Origin of the sequence: Streptomyces sp. NPDC058051, assembly GCF_042885475.1 — a bacterium.
Classification (GTDB): domain Bacteria; phylum Actinomycetota; class Actinomycetes; order Streptomycetales; family Streptomycetaceae; genus Streptomyces.
In genome coordinates this window covers 37,363-52,554 of record NZ_JBHVRW010000018.1, presented here as the reverse complement: position 1 = coordinate 52,554, position 15,192 = coordinate 37,363, and the positions used below count along the sequence as shown (strand labels likewise).

Here is a 15,192-nt window from a genome sequence, read left to right as displayed (position 1 = left end):
GCCGCCGCGGTCTCCTCCTCGTCGACGAAGGACACCCCACCGGGGCACGTGCCTCGGCCACCGCTGGATTCGGCCCCGGCTGGGTCTCCGGGAATGCGCAGCAGACCTCACCGGGCCGCCCCCGGGCGCCGCGGCCTGGCGCGCGGATCAGGTGATCGGCCGGGAGCTGCCCGACCCGGAGCGGACCACACCGGCCGAAGTGAACCGGTTTTTCCGGGGGTTGACCGCCGCGCAGCAACAGGCCCTGGCCGTACGGCATCCGCTCGTCGTCGGCAATCCGGACGGCGTACCCGTCGCACTGCGCTACCGGGCCAACGCCCGTTCCCTGCAAGCCAATCACGACCCCAGGTACGCTCACCTCGCCCCAGCGCATTCCGGAACCAGGGACGGAAACGGGGACGGGGACGGCCCCGATCCGACCGGCCGGAACTTCGGCGCACGCCGCGTTCCGGCGCACGAGGCCCACGGGCACACCGGCTACTTCGCCCCGGGCACGGATTCGCTGCGCGCCTTCGTGTCGATCACGAAAGGGGAAGCCCGATGAGCCCGGGCCGTGGGGCCCGGCGCCCCCGGTCGGACGCGGTTACTCGCGCGCGGCGGACGTCGAGCTCATGTCCGGGTACCGGTCCCCCGCCACCTGCCCCGCGATCGGCTCCAGCAGTGCCAGCTCCTCGGCGGTCAGCGTGAGGCGGGTGGCGGCCACGTTCTCCAGCAGCCGGCTGCTCCTGCGGGTGCCCGGGATCGGCACCACGGTCAGCCCGTGCACCTGGGCCCGCTGCTGCACCCAGGCGAGCGCCACCTGCGCGGCCGACACACCGTGCGCCGTCGCGATCTTGTGGACGGGCTCCAGCAGGGCGGCGTTCGTCTTCGCGTTGTCGCCGGTGAAGCGCGGCTGGAACTGACGGAAGTCGCCCTTCGACAGGTCCTTGGACGCGTCCGTGAACGCCCCGGTGAGGAAGCCCCGGCCGAGCGGCGAGTACGGCACGAACGTCACCCCGAGTTCGACGGCGGCGGGCACGGCGCTGCGCTCGACGTCCCGGCTGAAGAGCGACCACTCGGACTGGAGGGCGGCGATCGGGTGCACGGCGTGCGCCTCGCGCAGCTCCGCGCCGGTCACCTCGCTCAGCCCGAGTTGCTTGACCTTGCCCTGCTGGACCAGCTCGGCCATCGCGCCGACCGACTCGGCCAGCGGGACGGCCGGGTCGCGGCGGTGCATGTAGTAGAGGTCGATGACATCGGTGTTCAGACGGCGCAGGCTGTCCTCGACGGCCTGGCGGATGTACGCCGGGTCGTTGCGTACGCCCCGGTAGTGCGGGTCGTCGTCCTTGCGCTCGATGGCGAACTTCGTGGCGAGCGTGATCGCGTCGCGGTGCGCCCCGACGAACGGGGCGAGGAACGTCTCGTTGGCTCCGCTGCCGTAGATGTCGGCGGTGTCGAAGAGGGTGACACCCGCCGCCAGCGCCGTCTCCAGCGTCTCGCGGGCCGAGGACTCGTCGGTGTCGCCGTAGAACTCGCTGATGCCCATGCAGCCGAGCCCCTGTACGCCGACCTGCGGGCCGCCGCTGCCGAGCTCCACCGTGGCGATCTTGTTGTCAGTCATCAGGCACAGGGCCTCTCCGGCGCCCGTCGGGCGCTCGCGTAGAAGTCGATCTTGTGGTCGAGGACGGCGAGGGTGTCGTGAAGCTCCGCGATCCGCGTCTTGACGTCGCGCCGGGTCGACTCCAGCAGCTCCTGCCGTTCCTCGAAGGTGTGGTCGCCCTCGCGCAGCAGCTCCGCGTACCGCACCATCCCGGCCACCGGCATTCCGGTCAGCCGCAGCTTGCCGACGAACGCCAGCCAGTCGAGATCGCGGTTGGTGAAGCGGCGCTGGCCGGTGTGCGACCGGTCGACGTGCGGCATCAGCCCGATCCGCTCGTACCAGCGCAGGGTGTGCGCGGTGAGCCCGGTGAAGGCGACGACCTCACTGATGGTGTAGCGGTCCTGGCCGTCGGGGCGCGGATGCGGATCGGGTTCCGATGCGCATGCGTCCTCCTCCACTTGTACGGAAGTGCTCTCCATCACCGTCATGACCTCCACGCTAGAACCTTGGAGTGCACTCGAAGCAAGCGCAAACGGGGACAGCTTTCCCGCCACCTGGCCCGCGCGGTCTGCCGCGCGGCCGGGGACCGCGCCCGCCGGGGATTACGGGACGGCCCTTGGTCAGTCGCCGAGGATCCGCTCCCACAGCAGCCCGTCCCGCCAGCTCCCGTCGAGAAAGATCGAGGAGTGCGCGACGCCGTACGGGCTGAACCCGTTGCGGCGCAGCACCCGCTGCGACGGCAGATTCTCCAGATGGGTGGACGCCTCGGCGCGGTGCAGCCCGAGTTCGTCCGCCATCACCCGGAGTGCAAGCCCGACGGCGTGCCCGGCGTGCCCTTGATTCTGGGCGACGCCGGCGATCCAGTATCCGACGGAGCCGCGGCGCAGGTGCGGCTGCGGCAGGATGCCTCCGACGGTGATCTGCCCGATCACCTGGTCGTCGGCGAGCACCACGCCCGGCCAGACCGTGCCGGCCCGGTATCCGGCCAGCAGGCCCTCGATCCGCTCCGCCTGGCCCTCCGGGGTGAAGAAGTCGGCCGGCTGAGCCGGTTCCCACGGCCGGAAAGCCTCGACGTCCCGCACCCGATGCGCGGCGATCGGGGCGGCGTCGGCGGGCTCGATCAGGCGGATCCTGGTACTGCGCATGGGCTGATCCTCGTCGCGGTGCGTCGCATGAGACGGCCAGCCTACGGCTGATGGCTCCGCCGATGATCCGCCGGCCGGAGGTCAGGCGTCACGCCTCCGCAGCAGCAGGGCGCCGGCCAGCAGTGCCGCCGCGGCCCACGTGGCGAGCACGCCCAGGCCCGACCATGGGCCGACGGGCAGTTCGTCCAGGTCGACGGTGGCCTGGACCGCGAGTCCGGCGGTCATCGGCGCGATCTGCTGGAGATGGTGCTGCCACTCCGGGGCCTTGACCACCTGGGTGACGACCGGGAAGAGGTAGAGCAGTCCCAGCACGATCCCGATGGCTGGTGCCGCCTCCCGTACCGCGGTCGCCACGCCGAGGCCGAGCAGGGCGATCAGGACGAGGTAGAGAACCGAGCCCACGGCCGCGCGCAGGGTCGGCCCGTCGGCCAAGGACAGCGGGGCGTAGCCGTGCGCCTCGGTGAATCCGTTGCCGGGCAGGATGTGGCGGCCGGCGAGGAGGGAGGCCAGGACGGCGGCCGTCCCGGAGGCCAGGACGACCGTGGTGAGGACCGTCGCCTTGGCGGTGAGGACAGTGATCCGGTTCGGCACCGCCGTGAGCGTGGTGCGGATCATGCCGGTGCCGTACTCGCCGCTGACGGCCAGCACCGCGAAGACGGCGACAACCGCCTGCCCGACGGTGACACCGGTCAGAACGAGCCTGACGGCGTCCTGACCGCACCCCGCGTCCGGGCACTTCACGGCCTTGGCGGTGCCGCAGCCCACGGCCACGGTCAGAGCGACGGCGAGCAGGAGCAGCCCGCCCGTTCCTCCGGCGGTACGGAGCTTGGTCCACTCCGCGCGCACGGCGCGGCCGAGGTCCCCGCGCCACGCGCCGTCCGCTGTGGTCACGCGTCGTGCGAGGCTCAGGAAGCTCATACGTCTCTCCCGCGCAGCCGCACCACGGCCAGGCCGAGAGCGAGCGCGGCGTATCCGCACAGCACGGCGAAACCGGCCCACGGCGCCAGCGGGTGGTAGCCGGTCGACGGCTCGTACACGCTGAGCACCTGCGCGTACCGCGGCAGCGTCTGCTGGACGGCGAAGCCCGCCGCCGGCGTCACCCGCAGCAGCCACTCCGAGGCGCCCGGGGGCAGCACGCCGGACGAGGCGAGCAGGAAGGGCAGCACGATGGCCGCGATGACCAGGGCGACCGCCGGTGCGCTGCGCCGCAGGAGGGTGCCGACGCCGAGGGCGAGCACGGCGGCTGCCGCGCAGAGCAGGCCGGTGCCGACCACGACGCGCAGTTCGGTCGCCGATGTGACGGGAAAGACCCGGAAGCCCCTGCCGCGCGCGCTGTGCTCCCCGAGGGGCACGGTGATCGCGGCGGCGCCCAGGCCGACGGCGAACGCGACGCCCCCGACCACCAGCGCCTTGGCGCCGAGTACCCGGCCACGCAACGGAGTTGCCGTCATGGTCGTACGGAGCAGGCCGCGCCGGTACTCGCCGGTGATGCACACCGTACCCACGGCGATCACCACGATGAGCCCGGCGAACGTGCCGACGAGGAAGTTCTCGACGGAGAAGGCGGCGCCCATGACGGGCCCGCCGACGACGGGTGCGATGTCACCGGCCCCGGTCACGGTGAACCCGCCGCTGCCGGTCCGGGTGAAACCGCCCTCGGTGGTGTTCGTGTAGCTGCCGGAGGTACCCGCGTCGCCGCCCACCTGTGTGCCGCTCCACCCGTCGGGGGACCAGTTGCCCGTGAGGCCGGGTCGGCCGAACGCGCCGGTGGCCACGGCGGGGCTGAACCCGGTGCCCGCCGCGGTGTCCTGTTTCGCTTCCGGCGACGTGACGAAGAGCCCGGCCCGCACGGTGCGCGCGAGACCGGACAGATTCGTGCCACCGATCTTCGTGAAGCGGGAGCCGTCGGCGGAGACGTAACCGGTGAGGCTGTCTCCGGAGCGGACCAGGCGCAGCCAGCGGGGGGACGTCTCGGAAACCTTGCCGGAAGGGCCTGCCGTGTCGTGGGTGAAGTCGTCCTGCATGCGCACCCCGTGGCTGCCGGTGGCCATGACCGCCGCGTACGTGGACCCCTGGGTGAGGCCCTCTTTCACGATGATCCCGGCCTTCGCCCAGGGCTGGGCACCCTCTGCCGGCCTGCCGCCGTCTCCGCTGTCGGCCAGGCCGGTCAGGGAGCGCAGGGCAACGGTGAGGGTTCCGTCACCGGTGAGCGTCCGGTGGACGAAGTAGAAGCTGTCGTTGACGGCCTCGCCGCCGGGGCCCTTGGTGTACGGGGTGGCGCCGGGGCCCGCGGGGGCGGCCGTGCCGAGCAGCCCGACCACGATCGTCACGAGGAACGCCCCCGCCATGGCGAGGACCCAGCCGCGTACCGTACGGAACTTGGTCCACTCGGCGTGCAGCGTTCCGAGGAAGCCGCCTCGCCCCGTGCGGGGTGCGGCCGGGGGGCGGAGAGTGCGGGTGACGGTCGTCGTGCGACCTCGCCCGCTGTTGTGCGCGGTCATCGGGTGGCCTCCCCCGCCGGTGTGCCCCGGTACTCCACCGCGTCCCGGGTGAGCTCCATGTACGCCGCTTCGAGGGTCGCCCGGTGCGCGGACACCTGCGAGAAGGGCACCCCGTTCCGGGCGAGCAGGGCCACGATCTCCTCGTCGGGCAGGCCCGCGACGCCGAGGGTGTCGGGGCCGGTGGCGACCACGGTGGCGCCCGCGTCGTGCAGAACCCGGGCGGCACGCGGGGACGCGGAGGTACGCACGGTGATCCGGCCTCCGGACGCCTGGGCGAGCAGCTCGCCGACGCCGGTGTCCGCGACGACCCGGCCGCGTCCGATCACCACGAGATGGTCCGCGGTGTCTTCGAGTTCGCCCATCAGGTGACTGGAGACCAGGACGGCACGGCCCTGCCGGGCAAGTGCCGCCAGGAAGCCGCGCATCCACACGATGCCGTCGGGGTCGAGGCCGTTGAACGGCTCGTCCAGCATGATGACGGGCGGGTCGCCGAGCAGCGCCGCCGCGATCCCCAGGCGCTGGCGCATGCCCAGGGAGAAGCCGCCCGTTCTGCGCCGGGCCGCCGGGCCCAGACCGGCCTGCTCGATGACCTCGTCCACCCGCCGGGCCGGCACCCCCTGCGAGTGGGCCAGCCACAGCAGGTGGTTGCGGGCGGTGCGGCCGGGCTGCAGCGCGGAGGCGTCGAGCAGTGCCCCCACGTGCCGCAGCGGGCTACGCAGGCTCCGGTAGGGCACCCCGCCGACGAGGGCCTGACCCTCATCGGCTGCGTCCAGGCCCAGGATCACACGCATGGTCGTGGACTTCCCCGCGCCGTTCGGGCCGACGAAACCGGTCACCCGCCCCGGGCTCACGGTGAACGTCATGCCGTCCAGGGCCAGTTGCGGCCCGAAGCGTTTACGCAGACCGATGACCTCGATCGTGGCCTGTGTGCCGTGGCTGCCGTGGCTGTCGTGATGGTCGTAGCTGCCGTGGCTGCCGTGGCTGCCGTGGCTGCCGTGATCGTCGTAGCTGTCGTGGCTGTCGTGGCTGTCGTGATCGTCGTAGCTGCCGTGGGTGTCGCCGGCAGTGCTCTCGTCGCTCATGGCCCCGACTCTGGGGCGGCTCGGGTTACAGGAACCGAACCGGCGCTGTCATCCCCCTGTTAGGCGCCGCCGCTTAGCCTGGTCACGGACCGTGGCCGGGACGTGCCCGGTCCGGGCGGCAAGAAGGGAGCAGGCGGATGAAGTGGGGGCTGCCCCGACGGCTCACGAACCTGACCGCCCGGCTCGGCCTGCGCCGTGGCACCGCCCGTGCACGCTTCACCGCCTGGTACGTCACCCTGTTCCTGCTGTCCGGGACGGCACTGCTCGCCCTCACAGCCGCGGTGGCGTCCGGCGGATCGAGGTCCAGCGAGGCCGTGCCCGGCAGCGGCACCGGTCAGCCCGCCGCGGCGGAACAGGCCCAGGGCCGCATCGCCGACCTGGAGCGGCAACTGGCCCAGGCACACGACTCCCAGTCCCGGCAGATCCTGATCGGGTCCACCATCGCGCTCGGCGTCATGGCGGTGGTCTCGGTCGGCCTCGGCTGGTTCGTCGCGGGCCGGGTGCTGCGCCCGCTGCGCGTGATGACGTCAGCCACCCGCCGGATCACCGCCGACAGCCTGCACGAACGTCTGGCGATGGGCGGTCCCGGCGACGAGGTGAAGGACCTCGCCGACACCATCGACGACCTCCTCGGCCGTCTGGAGAGCTCCTTCGACGCCCAGCGCCTCTTCGTCGCCAACGCCTCCCACGAACTGCGCACCCCTCTCACCACGATGCGGGCCTCCCTGGACGTGGCCCTCGCCAAACCGGGCCCGGTCGCCGGAACCACGGCCACACTGGCCGCCCGGATGCGCGCCGAACTCGATCAGGTGGACCGGCTGTTGGAGAGTTTCCTCGTCCTGGCGCGCACCCAGCACGGACGGTTCACCGACTCGGGGCGGCTCGACCTCGGCAGGCTCGCGTCGGCTGCCCTGGCCGAGCGAGCCGGAGACATCGCGGCCAAGGGCCTGACGGTGCGCGAAAGCCGGATCGATGACACCGCGTGGGTGTGGGGCAGCCGGACCCTGCTGCGTCGCGTGGCCGACAACGTGATCGACAACGCGATCGCGCACAACGAATCCGGGGGCTGGATCGGCGTCACGGTACGGACCGCACACGGTGGAGGAAGCTGCGGAGGCGCGGTGTCCCTCGTCGTCGAGTCCGGCGGACCGGTCCTCGACCAACGGCGTGTGGCGGACCTCGCACAGCCCTTCCGCCGGCTCGGCGCCGACCGGACCGGCACCGGCCGGGGCAGCGGCCTCGGCCTCTCCATCGTCGCGGCCGTCACCGAGGCCCATCACGGCACCCTGGACCTCGCCGCCCGCCTCGACGGCGGCCTGCGCGTCACCATCACCCTCCCCCGCACGGACGGCAGGACGGCAAAAGCCCCCGACACAGACACGGAGGTGACGCGTTGAGAGTCCTGGTGGTCGAGGACGCCCGCTCCCTCGCCGAGGTCATCGCCGAGGGACTGCGCGACCAGGGCATGGCTGTGGACATGGCCCACGACGGGCTCGACGCCACGGCCAAGCTGGACGTCAACGCGTACGACGTCGTCGTGCTCGACCGCGATCTGCCGGTCATCCACGGCGACACGCTCTGCCAGATGATCACCGAACGGGACGGCCGCGCGATGGTCCTGATGCTGACCGCCGCCGACTCGCCCGGTGACCGCGTCAGCGGCCTGACCCTGGGGGCCGACGACTACCTCGCCAAGCCCTTCCACTTCCCCGAACTCGTCCTGCGCATCCGCGCCCTGGCCCGCCGCCGCCCCGCCGCCCGGTCCCGCACCCTTCGCACGGCGGGCATCGAACTCGACCCGCTGCGCCGCACGGCCGACCGCGACGGCCGCCCACTCGACCTGTCCGTCAAGGAGTTCGCGGTTCTCGAAGCCCTCCTGAACGCGAGCCCCGCCTTCCTCAGCACGGAGGACCTCCTCGAACAGGTCTGGGACGAACACGCCGACCCGTTCACCAACACGGTCACGGTGACCATCAGCCGCCTGCGCCGCAAGCTCGGCGGCCCCCCGGTCATCGTCACCACACCCGGCGTGGGGTATCGGATCACCGGCCCGGCCGCCCCACCCGGCTGAGCAGTCGGCAGGGGCTGGAGGACCGTGCCCGCCGCCGGCTCGACGACGGTGCCCGTTACGCTCGTACACATGCACAGCCTGGCGATGATCGAGAACTGGCCCGTCCCCACCGCGGCAGCCGCTGTCGTACGGGCGGACGGCACCGTCGTCGGTACGCACGGCCCGACCGCGCACCGCTTCCCGCTCGCCTCCGTCACCAAGCCGCTCGCGGCCTATGCGGCGCTCGTGGCGTACGAGGAGGGCGCGGTCGAACTCGACGAACCGGCCGGGCCCGAGGGCTCCACCGTCCGGCACCTGCTCGCCCACACCAGCGGGCTCGCCTTCGACGAGCACCGGGCCACCGCCGCTCCGGGCACCCGGCGGCTCTACTCGAACGCGGGCTTCGAGGTGCTCGGCGACCACATCGCCAAGGCCACCGACATCCCGTTCCCGGAGTACGTGCGCCAGGCCGTACTGGAACCGCTCGGGATGACGTCGACGACGGTGGACGGCTCGCCCGCCAAGGACGGCGTCTCGACCGTCGACGATCTCGCACGGTTCGCGGCGGAGGTGCAGGCACCCCGGCTGCTCGACCCGCGCACGGTGCTCGCCGCGCAGACCGTCGTCCACCCCGGCCTGAAGGGCGTCCTGCCGGGCTACGGCCACCAGAACCCCAACGACTGGGGTCTCGGCTTCGAGATCCGGGACCACAAGTCGCCGCACTGGACGGGCGGTTCCTCGTCGCCCGCGACCTTCGGCCACTTCGGCCAGTCCGGCACGTTCCTGTGGATCGACCCGGTCGCGGGCGCCGCCTGCGTCGCGCTCACCGACCGCGCCTTCGGCCCCTGGGCCGTGGAGGCGTGGCCGCCCCTCACGGACGCGGTGCTCGCGGAGCTCCGCTCCGGGCACTGAGCCACTGCTCTCCCGCCCGGTCCGCCGCCCTCTTGGTCCAGCACTCGAACCACACCGTCTTGCCGTTGCCGTCGCGGCGCGGTTCGGCACCCCAGCAGTCGGTGACGGCGTCGACCAGCATCAGCCCTCTCCCACCCTCGTCGAGGACATCACCCGCTGTCACACACGGCAGTGCGGCGCAGTCGTCCGCGACCTCGACCCGCACCCGCCCGGCCGGGAGCAGGAAGATGAGCGTCCGGCACCGTCGGCCGGGGACGTGCCGCACGACATTGGCGATCAGCTCGGTGAGCGCCAACTCCGCCGCGTCGGCCAGGTCGAGGAGATCCCAGCCGGTGAGGTAGAGGCGCAGGATGCGGCGCAGATGCCGGGCCGAGTGCTCGCCCATCGCGAAGTCGCCGCGGTAGGTCGGCTCCGGCAGGTCGTCAACCCTCGGATCAATTACGTGATTCATGTCACCAGCGTGCAGTGAAGTGATTACGCTCGGCTACGTTCCGAAACGAACGCCGTGAGGCGTTGAACGCCGGAGGTGCCCCGTCGTGCCCAACATCCAGTCACTCGACCCCAGCGCTTCACCGTTGGACTACTACGGCTGGGAGCTGCGCCGCCAGAGAGAGGCCCACAACCTCAAACAGCACCAGCTCGGCGACATCATCTTCTGCTCGGGTTCGCTGATCGGCCAGATCGAGACGACGAAGAAGGTCCCCACCCGCGACTTCTCCGAGCGGGTGGACGCCGCGCTCGGGACGGACGGGGTGTTCTCGCGGCTGATCGGCCTGGTGCTGCGCAGCCAGTTGCCGACCTGGTTCCAGCCGTACGCCGAGATGGAGTCGTGCGCCACGTACATCTCCACGTACCAGGCGCAGTTGGTGTACGGGCTGTTGCAGACGGAGGGGTATGCGCGGGCGGTGCTCGCCACCGGCATGCCGGACGATCTCGACGGCCTGGTGGCGGCCCGGATGGAACGCCAGCGCATCCTGGAGCGGGAACGGCCGCCGCTCGCCTGGACCATCCTCGACGAGGCGGTGCTGCACCGGCCGATCGGTGGCCACGAGGTCATGCGAAAGCAACTCCAGCGATTGTTGGACTTCACCGACCAGCGCTGGATGCGGATTCAGGTGCTGCCCTTCGCGGCCGGTGAACACGCCAGCCTCGCCGGGTCGTTCACCGCCATGCGTTTCGACGACGATCCCGACATCGTCTACACGGAGGACGTCATCTCCGGCCATATGACGGCCAACCCCGACACCGTCAGGGAAGCCTCGCTCCGTTACGCTCACTTGCAGGCCGCAGCCCTCTCCGTGGAGAATTCGGCGGCCCTGATCACCCGCGTGATGGAGGAGCGTTATGGAGACCGGTCCCGACCTGAGGAACGCGCGGTGGCGTAAGTCCAGTTACAGCGGGAACACCGGCGGCGAATGCGTCGAGTGCACCGTCACCGGCGGTGCGGCCTGGCGCAAGTCCAGTTACAGCGGAAGCACCGGCGGCGAATGCGTCGAGGTGGCCGACGGCCTCCCCTGCGCCGTCCCCGTCCGTGACAGCAAGAACCCCGACGGTCCCGTTCTGACCATCGGGGCCGGCGCCTGGCAGAGCTTCGTGGACGGGCTCCGCTGACGTCACCGGAGGCCCTGCGACAGAGGGGGCTCGGGGCGACCGTCCATGGTCGTCCCGAGCCCCTTTCCTGTCCCCCTGGTCTGCGGGATATCCGCTACGCCGAGTAGCCCTTCGACGCGATCCACGTCGCCAGCTTCTTCGTGGTCATGGTGTAACGGTGACGGCTGGAGGACTTGTACGCGATGTCCTCGATGATCGCGCGGTCACCGCTCTTGGTGTAGCCGACCACGGTCAGGTAGTGGCCCTGGTTGTACGTGTGCTTCGTGCCCGCCGTGTCGTACGCCGTGCCGTAGACGTTGGCCACGATGACATGGCCCCGGTAGATGTCGTACTTGATGTCCGCCTTCAGGCGCTTGACCGCGGCCGAGCTGGCGGTGTTGCCGTTGATCTTCTTGCTCTCGTACCAGGAGGTCTTCAGGCGCTTGTTGAGCGCCTTGGTCACCAGGCCGATGTTGTCGGTCTGCTGTTCGTGGGTCTCGACCTCAAGATCCTTCGCCAGGGTCTTCTGACTGACGGTCTTGCCCCGCTGGGTCAGTGCGAGACGGGTGGCGGCCGGTCCGCAGTAGTAGTACTTCGACTGTGTCTGGAACGAGTACGCCGACAGCGTCTTCTTGGCCGGGTAGCTGTTGCCCTCCGGCGGCGGGTACTGTGCCGCCGCGCTGCCCGCCGTGGCGAGGACGCCCGCCGTGGCGAGCGCGGTGATCGTGGCTGCGGCGAGCCGCACCCGGCGGCGCGACGCGCCCCCGCGGTGCTCGGTGACGGTCGTGGTCATGAGCGGTTTCCTTCCCCCGAGCCGTATCGCCGACCTGAACGGCGTTACGACGAGACTGTGTTGGTCGGTGCGAGCGACGGAGCCTCCTTGGTTCCGGTGTCGGCCCCGCGGCTGCCGTACCAGCATCGGTCCGGAGCGTTCCTGGCGACGACGGCGTTCGGACAGCACCGAATTCCGCCGCTCAGACCGGTCCCAGGTGCTGCGGATCGCCGTGCAGCAGCGCTGCTCCGAGCGGGGTGAGGATATGGATGACGCGCCCGCCGACCCGGTTGTCGTGGACGAGTCCGGCCTCCCGCAGGGCGCGGACGTGTTCGCTCGCCGAGGCCGCGGAGATGCGCAGCACGCGCGCCAACTCGCCCGTGGTCGCCGAGTCCTGGAGCGCGGTCAGCACACGGGCACGGGTGCGGCCGAGAAGCCCCGCGAGCTGCCTGCGCCTCCGGTCCGCGCCGAGCGGCACGGCTTCGGGGCCCTCCGTCCGCGAGATCGGGTAGACGAGCACCTGCGGCAGTGTCGGGTCGGCGAGCGCGACCGGGCTGCCGTGGCAGAAGAAGGACGGAACCAGGCACAGACCCCGGCCGCCGAGATGGAGGTCGCGGCCCTCCGGGTAGCGCACGTGGAGCGTCGGGGGCCGCCAGTCCAGCGCGGGCCGCAGCGACTCCAGCAGACCGGTGACGCCTCCGTCGCGCAGGGCGCGGGCCCGGACCATCCGGTCCGCCTCCACGGTGGCGGCCACCCGCGTCCAGTCGGGACGGACAACGGTGTCATGCACCCGCCGCATGGCATCGGCCAGTTCGTCGAGGTGGCTCCGCTCACCGGCGGCGAGACCCGCGAACCAGCGTGGCAGGTGCCTGGTGCGGGCCGAGCGCGCCAGCTCCCGGCGCAGTCGGTCCGAGGGGGTGGCCCGCAGTGCGTCCAGGCCCGCCACCAGCCCGTGCCCGCCCTCGGGCGGTGTCAGGAAGTCCGGGAAGTAGCTCGCCGGAGGGGCCGCGGCACCCACCAGCCGGGCCGGGCCACCGGCGCCCCTGCGCTGGAGCTCCGCACGCGCTCGGCGCCGCCACTCGCCGAAGGAACGCGGACCGTGCCGCGACAGGAGTTGCACCCCGAGGACCGTCTCCCAGAGCGGGTCCGGTCCCGACGCGACCCAGACCTTCGCCAGATCGGCGTCCGTGAAATGTAACCGCAGCATCTTTCCCCCGACATGCCGTGCTTTCACAGGGAGGCGGGAGGCCGAACAGGGCGCCCTGCCCCGTAAGGAGGGATCCCGGCGGCACCGCTCCCGGTTCCCGGAACGGCGTGCATGCACTCACTCGGGGGACGGGGAGCCTCGCCGTACCCCGCGCCACGCACAGCGCGTGGGGCAACGGGCGACCTTGGAAGCCGTGCCCGCGGCCCGGGGAACCGCTACCCTCCTCGGCCATGGCCGACATAGTCCGCGCCGCCGCGTCCGACGTCCCGGCGCTCGCTTCCGTACTCGCCAGTGCCTACGCCGAGGACCCCGTCTGGTCCTGGCTGATGCCGCACGACCGGGACCGGCGGCTGCGGCTGCTGTTCACCGCGCATCTGGCGCAGCAGGTCCCGGCGGGCCGGGTGTGGACCGATCCGGACCGCACGGTGGCGGCCGTGTGGGCGGAGCCCGGGAAGTGGAAGCTGCCGGTGAGCCATCTGCTGCGCAACGCGGGCACGCTCCTGCGCGCGGGCCGGGCCCAGCTGCCCCGGACCGGGATGCGGTTGCTCGCGCTGGAGCGCCGCCACCCGGCCGGGCCCGCGCACTGGTACGTCGAGTACATCGGCACCCATGCGGACGCGCGCGGCACGGGGCGCGGGTCTCAGGTGCTCGGCAGGCTGCTGGAGCAGGCGGACGCGGACGGGCGGCCGGTGTTCCTGGAGTCGAGCAACCGCCGCAATCTGACCTTCTACCGGCGGCACGGCTTCATGGTGCAGCAGGAGATGTCGTTCCGGGCGGGGCCGCCGATGTGGTCGATGTGGCGCCGGGGCGCGGACCGGTAGCGCCCGCGCCGGCATCCCCGGGCGGGCGCTGGGTCACTTCCGCCAGAACAGGTGGTGCGCCACGCCGCTCGGGCTGGGCACGACGTCCAGGTGGTAGCGGTCGAGCAGCTCATCGGGGGACTCCCAGAGCCGTACCCCGGATCCGAGCTTCACCGGCGAGACCGCCACATGCAGGGTGTCGACGAGGCCGGCGTCGAGGAACTGCCGGATGGTGGTGGCTCCGCCGCCGAGCCGGACGTCCTTGCCCCCGGCCGCCTCCCGCGCCTGCTGGAGGACCGTGACCGGATCCCCGTCGACGAAGTGGAACGTGGTGTCGGACAGCGTGTACGAAGGACGTGTGTGGTGGGTCATGACGAACACCGGGGTGCGGAACGGGGGCTCGTCGCCCCACCAGCCGCGCCACTCGTGGTCGTTCCAGGGCCCGCGCTGGGGCCCGAACTTGTTGCGGCCCATGATCTCGGCGCCGATGTGGCGCGCGTAGTCCCGGGTGAGGTGGTCGTCGAGGCCCCGGCTCCCCCCGGGGTCGGTGCGCATGGGCCAGCTCGCCGTGGCGCCGGCCCAGGCGAACAGCCGCTCGGGATCGACGTGGCCGAACGGCCTCTCGAAGCTCTGGTCCTCACCGGCCCCGATCCCGTCACTGGAAACATTGAAGTTCTGGACTCTCAGCAACTGAGCCACGCGTTCCTCCTGCGTCGTCGATGACGTCGATAACAGTGAGCAGACTCTTCGGGCCGGCAGAACTCATCGCCGCGTCCGTGACCCGCCTGGAATCGCCGCGTCCATGACCGGCCTGGAATCGCCGCGTCCGTGACCGGCCTGGATGCGGGCCGCCCGTGGTCCCGTCCCGTCGGATCAGGCCGACAGTTCCCAGATCAGCACCTCGGACGGCTCGGCCGCCTCCAGTTCCAGGCCCTGCTCCCCCGTGATCCGCGCCGCGTCGCCCGGCCCCAGCTCCTCGCCGCCGATCCGCACACCCCCGGCCACCACGTGCACGTACGCCCGCGCCGCGTCCGGCACCGCCGTGCGCCCGCCCTCGGCGAGTCTGCGCACGTGCAGCATGGCGCCCGCCTCCGGGAGGGCGTACGGGGTGGAGTCGGCGATGCCGGGAACGCTCGTGTACGCGGGTTCGCCACCCGGTTCGAGCGGTGCCAGCCACATCTGGATGAAGGTGAGCGGACCGTCGCCGTCGTTGCGTTCGACGTGCCGGACGCCCGCCGCGGCGCTGAGGTGCTGAAGGTCCCCGGCCCGTACGACGGTGGCGTGACCGGTCGAGTCGCGGTGGGTCAGCTCGCCCTCGACGACCCAGGTGACGATCTCCGTGTGGCTGTGCGGGTGTTCGTCGAAGCCCGCGCCGGGTGCGAGCCGTTCCTCGTTGCAGGCCAGCACCGCGCCGAAGCGGAGGTTGTCCGGGTCGTAGAAGGTGCCGAACGAGAAGGCGTGCAGCGACTCGATGCCGACCGCCTCGTCCCCGCCCGTGAAGCGGTCGTCGGAGCGCTGTACGGATATCACCCGCCCACGGTAGCCCGGCGCGGC

Annotated in this window: 18 protein-coding genes; 7 read left to right on the top strand and 11 right to left on the bottom strand. The window is 71.8% G+C overall.

Translation table 11 applies throughout. The features are described from left to right. Positions 1-151 precede the first annotated feature (151 nt). Positions 152-544 carry a hypothetical protein gene (locus ACFVUT_RS25635; RefSeq protein ID WP_389671051.1) on the top strand — a complete coding sequence of 131 codons (393 nt, stop codon included), beginning with the start codon at positions 152-154 and terminating at the stop codon, positions 542-544. 39 nt (positions 545-583) lie between these two features. Here the strand turns inward: ACFVUT_RS25635 and ACFVUT_RS25630 are convergent, their stop codons facing one another. The 6 genes from ACFVUT_RS25630 to ACFVUT_RS25605 form a co-directional block, all read right to left on the bottom strand. Next, positions 584-1,600: an aldo/keto reductase gene (locus ACFVUT_RS25630; protein WP_389654228.1), complete on the bottom strand. Its 1,017-nt coding sequence runs from the start codon at positions 1,598-1,600 to the stop codon at positions 584-586. After that, a complete protein-coding gene (locus tag ACFVUT_RS25625; RefSeq protein ID WP_389654226.1) occupies positions 1,600-2,067 on the bottom strand; it encodes a MerR family transcriptional regulator in 468 nt (155 codons plus the stop codon). The genes ACFVUT_RS25630 and ACFVUT_RS25625 overlap by 1 nt, the downstream gene beginning before the upstream one ends. Positions 2,068-2,199: 132 nt before the next feature. Beyond that, positions 2,200-2,724, bottom strand: coding sequence for a GNAT family N-acetyltransferase (locus ACFVUT_RS25620; RefSeq protein WP_389654224.1), 525 nt, complete (start codon positions 2,722-2,724; stop codon positions 2,200-2,202). Between the two features lie 81 nt (positions 2,725-2,805). Next, the gene (locus ACFVUT_RS25615; RefSeq protein ID WP_389654222.1) at positions 2,806-3,642 is read right to left on the bottom strand and encodes an ABC transporter permease subunit; all 837 of its coding nucleotides are present in this window, start codon (positions 3,640-3,642) and stop codon (positions 2,806-2,808) included. Continuing rightward, entirely contained in the window at positions 3,639-5,225 is a 1,587-nt protein-coding gene (locus ACFVUT_RS25610) for an ABC transporter permease subunit (protein ID WP_389654220.1), read from the bottom strand. Before ACFVUT_RS25610 ends, ACFVUT_RS25615 begins: the two co-directional genes overlap by 4 nt. Next, positions 5,222-6,307, bottom strand: coding sequence for an ABC transporter ATP-binding protein (locus tag ACFVUT_RS25605; RefSeq protein WP_389654218.1), 1,086 nt, complete (start codon positions 6,305-6,307; stop codon positions 5,222-5,224). The genes ACFVUT_RS25610 and ACFVUT_RS25605 overlap by 4 nt, the downstream gene beginning before the upstream one ends. 137 nt (positions 6,308-6,444) lie before the next feature. Between ACFVUT_RS25605 and ACFVUT_RS25600 the strand changes: the two genes are divergently transcribed. From ACFVUT_RS25600 to ACFVUT_RS25590, 3 genes are all read left to right on the top strand, one after another. Further along, positions 6,445-7,704: a sensor histidine kinase gene (locus ACFVUT_RS25600; RefSeq protein ID WP_389654216.1), complete on the top strand. Its 1,260-nt coding sequence runs from the start codon at positions 6,445-6,447 to the stop codon at positions 7,702-7,704. Next, positions 7,701-8,378, top strand: a complete 678-nt coding sequence (locus ACFVUT_RS25595) for a response regulator transcription factor (RefSeq protein WP_389654214.1) — start codon at positions 7,701-7,703, stop codon at positions 8,376-8,378. Before ACFVUT_RS25600 ends, ACFVUT_RS25595 begins: the two co-directional genes overlap by 4 nt. A 69-nt stretch (positions 8,379-8,447) precedes the next feature. Further along, positions 8,448-9,269: a serine hydrolase domain-containing protein gene (locus tag ACFVUT_RS25590; protein WP_389654212.1), complete on the top strand. Its 822-nt coding sequence runs from the start codon at positions 8,448-8,450 to the stop codon at positions 9,267-9,269. Here the strand turns inward: ACFVUT_RS25590 and ACFVUT_RS25585 are convergent. Further along, the gene (locus ACFVUT_RS25585) at positions 9,229-9,720 is read right to left on the bottom strand and encodes an ATP-binding protein (RefSeq protein WP_389654210.1); all 492 of its coding nucleotides are present in this window, start codon (positions 9,718-9,720) and stop codon (positions 9,229-9,231) included. The two genes, ACFVUT_RS25590 and ACFVUT_RS25585, sit on opposite strands and share 41 nt — an antisense overlap. Before the next feature lie 85 nt (positions 9,721-9,805). Between ACFVUT_RS25585 and ACFVUT_RS25580 the strand changes: the two genes are divergently transcribed. Both ACFVUT_RS25580 and ACFVUT_RS25575 read left to right on the top strand, forming a co-directional pair. Next, the gene (locus ACFVUT_RS25580; RefSeq protein WP_389654208.1) at positions 9,806-10,654 is read left to right on the top strand and encodes a helix-turn-helix transcriptional regulator; all 849 of its coding nucleotides are present in this window, start codon (positions 9,806-9,808) and stop codon (positions 10,652-10,654) included. Next, on the top strand, positions 10,614-10,880 hold the full coding sequence (locus tag ACFVUT_RS25575) for a DUF397 domain-containing protein (protein ID WP_389654206.1): 267 nt from the start codon (positions 10,614-10,616) through the stop codon (positions 10,878-10,880). Before ACFVUT_RS25580 ends, ACFVUT_RS25575 begins: the two co-directional genes overlap by 41 nt. A gap of 94 nt (positions 10,881-10,974) precedes the next feature. Here ACFVUT_RS25575 and ACFVUT_RS25570 read toward each other — a convergent pair whose 3' ends face one another. Both ACFVUT_RS25570 and ACFVUT_RS25565 read right to left on the bottom strand, forming a co-directional pair. Beyond that, positions 10,975-11,652: a C39 family peptidase gene (locus ACFVUT_RS25570; RefSeq protein ID WP_389654204.1), complete on the bottom strand. Its 678-nt coding sequence runs from the start codon at positions 11,650-11,652 to the stop codon at positions 10,975-10,977. 181 nt (positions 11,653-11,833) lie between these two features. Further along, positions 11,834-12,838 (bottom strand): winged helix-turn-helix domain-containing protein, encoded by a 1,005-nt coding sequence (locus ACFVUT_RS25565; RefSeq protein WP_389654202.1) that lies wholly within the window; start codon positions 12,836-12,838, stop codon positions 11,834-11,836. A 230-nt stretch (positions 12,839-13,068) separates the two neighbouring features. Between ACFVUT_RS25565 and ACFVUT_RS25560 the strand changes: the two genes are divergently transcribed. Next, positions 13,069-13,659: a GNAT family N-acetyltransferase gene (locus ACFVUT_RS25560; RefSeq protein WP_389654200.1), complete on the top strand. Its 591-nt coding sequence runs from the start codon at positions 13,069-13,071 to the stop codon at positions 13,657-13,659. A 33-nt stretch (positions 13,660-13,692) separates the two neighbouring features. Here the strand turns inward: ACFVUT_RS25560 and ACFVUT_RS25555 are convergent, their stop codons facing one another. Further along, positions 13,693-14,337, bottom strand: a complete 645-nt coding sequence (locus ACFVUT_RS25555; protein WP_389654198.1) for a dihydrofolate reductase family protein — start codon at positions 14,335-14,337, stop codon at positions 13,693-13,695. Between the two features lie 174 nt (positions 14,338-14,511). Further along, entirely contained in the window at positions 14,512-15,168 is a 657-nt protein-coding gene (locus ACFVUT_RS25550; protein ID WP_389654196.1) for a pirin family protein, read from the bottom strand. Between the last annotated feature and the right edge of the window lie 24 nt (positions 15,169-15,192).

What these genes read in the sequence shown, in the direction of transcription:
- ACFVUT_RS25570 (WP_389654204.1), bottom strand. Translation starts at nt 11,652, where the DNA reads ATGACCACGACCGTCACCGAGCACCGCGGGGGCGCGTCGCGCCGCCGG.
- ACFVUT_RS25605 (WP_389654218.1), bottom strand. Translation starts at nt 6,307, where the DNA reads ATGAGCGACGAGAGCACTGCCGGCGACACCCACGGCAGCTACGACGAT.
- ACFVUT_RS25625 (WP_389654226.1), bottom strand. Translation starts at nt 2,067, where the DNA reads ATGACGGTGATGGAGAGCACTTCCGTACAAGTGGAGGAGGACGCATGC.
- ACFVUT_RS25585 (WP_389654210.1), bottom strand. Translation starts at nt 9,720, where the DNA reads ATGAATCACGTAATTGATCCGAGGGTTGACGACCTGCCGGAGCCGACC.
- ACFVUT_RS25615 (WP_389654222.1), bottom strand. Translation starts at nt 3,642, where the DNA reads ATGAGCTTCCTGAGCCTCGCACGACGCGTGACCACAGCGGACGGCGCG.
- ACFVUT_RS25610 (WP_389654220.1), bottom strand. Translation starts at nt 5,225, where the DNA reads ATGACCGCGCACAACAGCGGGCGAGGTCGCACGACGACCGTCACCCGC.
- ACFVUT_RS25600 (WP_389654216.1), top strand. Translation starts at nt 6,445, where the DNA reads ATGAAGTGGGGGCTGCCCCGACGGCTCACGAACCTGACCGCCCGGCTC.
- ACFVUT_RS25620 (WP_389654224.1), bottom strand. Translation starts at nt 2,724, where the DNA reads ATGCGCAGTACCAGGATCCGCCTGATCGAGCCCGCCGACGCCGCCCCG.
- ACFVUT_RS25565 (WP_389654202.1), bottom strand. Translation starts at nt 12,838, where the DNA reads ATGCTGCGGTTACATTTCACGGACGCCGATCTGGCGAAGGTCTGGGTC.
- ACFVUT_RS25575 (WP_389654206.1), top strand. Translation starts at nt 10,614, where the DNA reads ATGGAGACCGGTCCCGACCTGAGGAACGCGCGGTGGCGTAAGTCCAGT.
- ACFVUT_RS25590 (WP_389654212.1), top strand. Translation starts at nt 8,448, where the DNA reads ATGCACAGCCTGGCGATGATCGAGAACTGGCCCGTCCCCACCGCGGCA.
- ACFVUT_RS25560 (WP_389654200.1), top strand. Translation starts at nt 13,069, where the DNA reads ATGGCCGACATAGTCCGCGCCGCCGCGTCCGACGTCCCGGCGCTCGCT.
- ACFVUT_RS25630 (WP_389654228.1), bottom strand. Translation starts at nt 1,600, where the DNA reads ATGACTGACAACAAGATCGCCACGGTGGAGCTCGGCAGCGGCGGCCCG.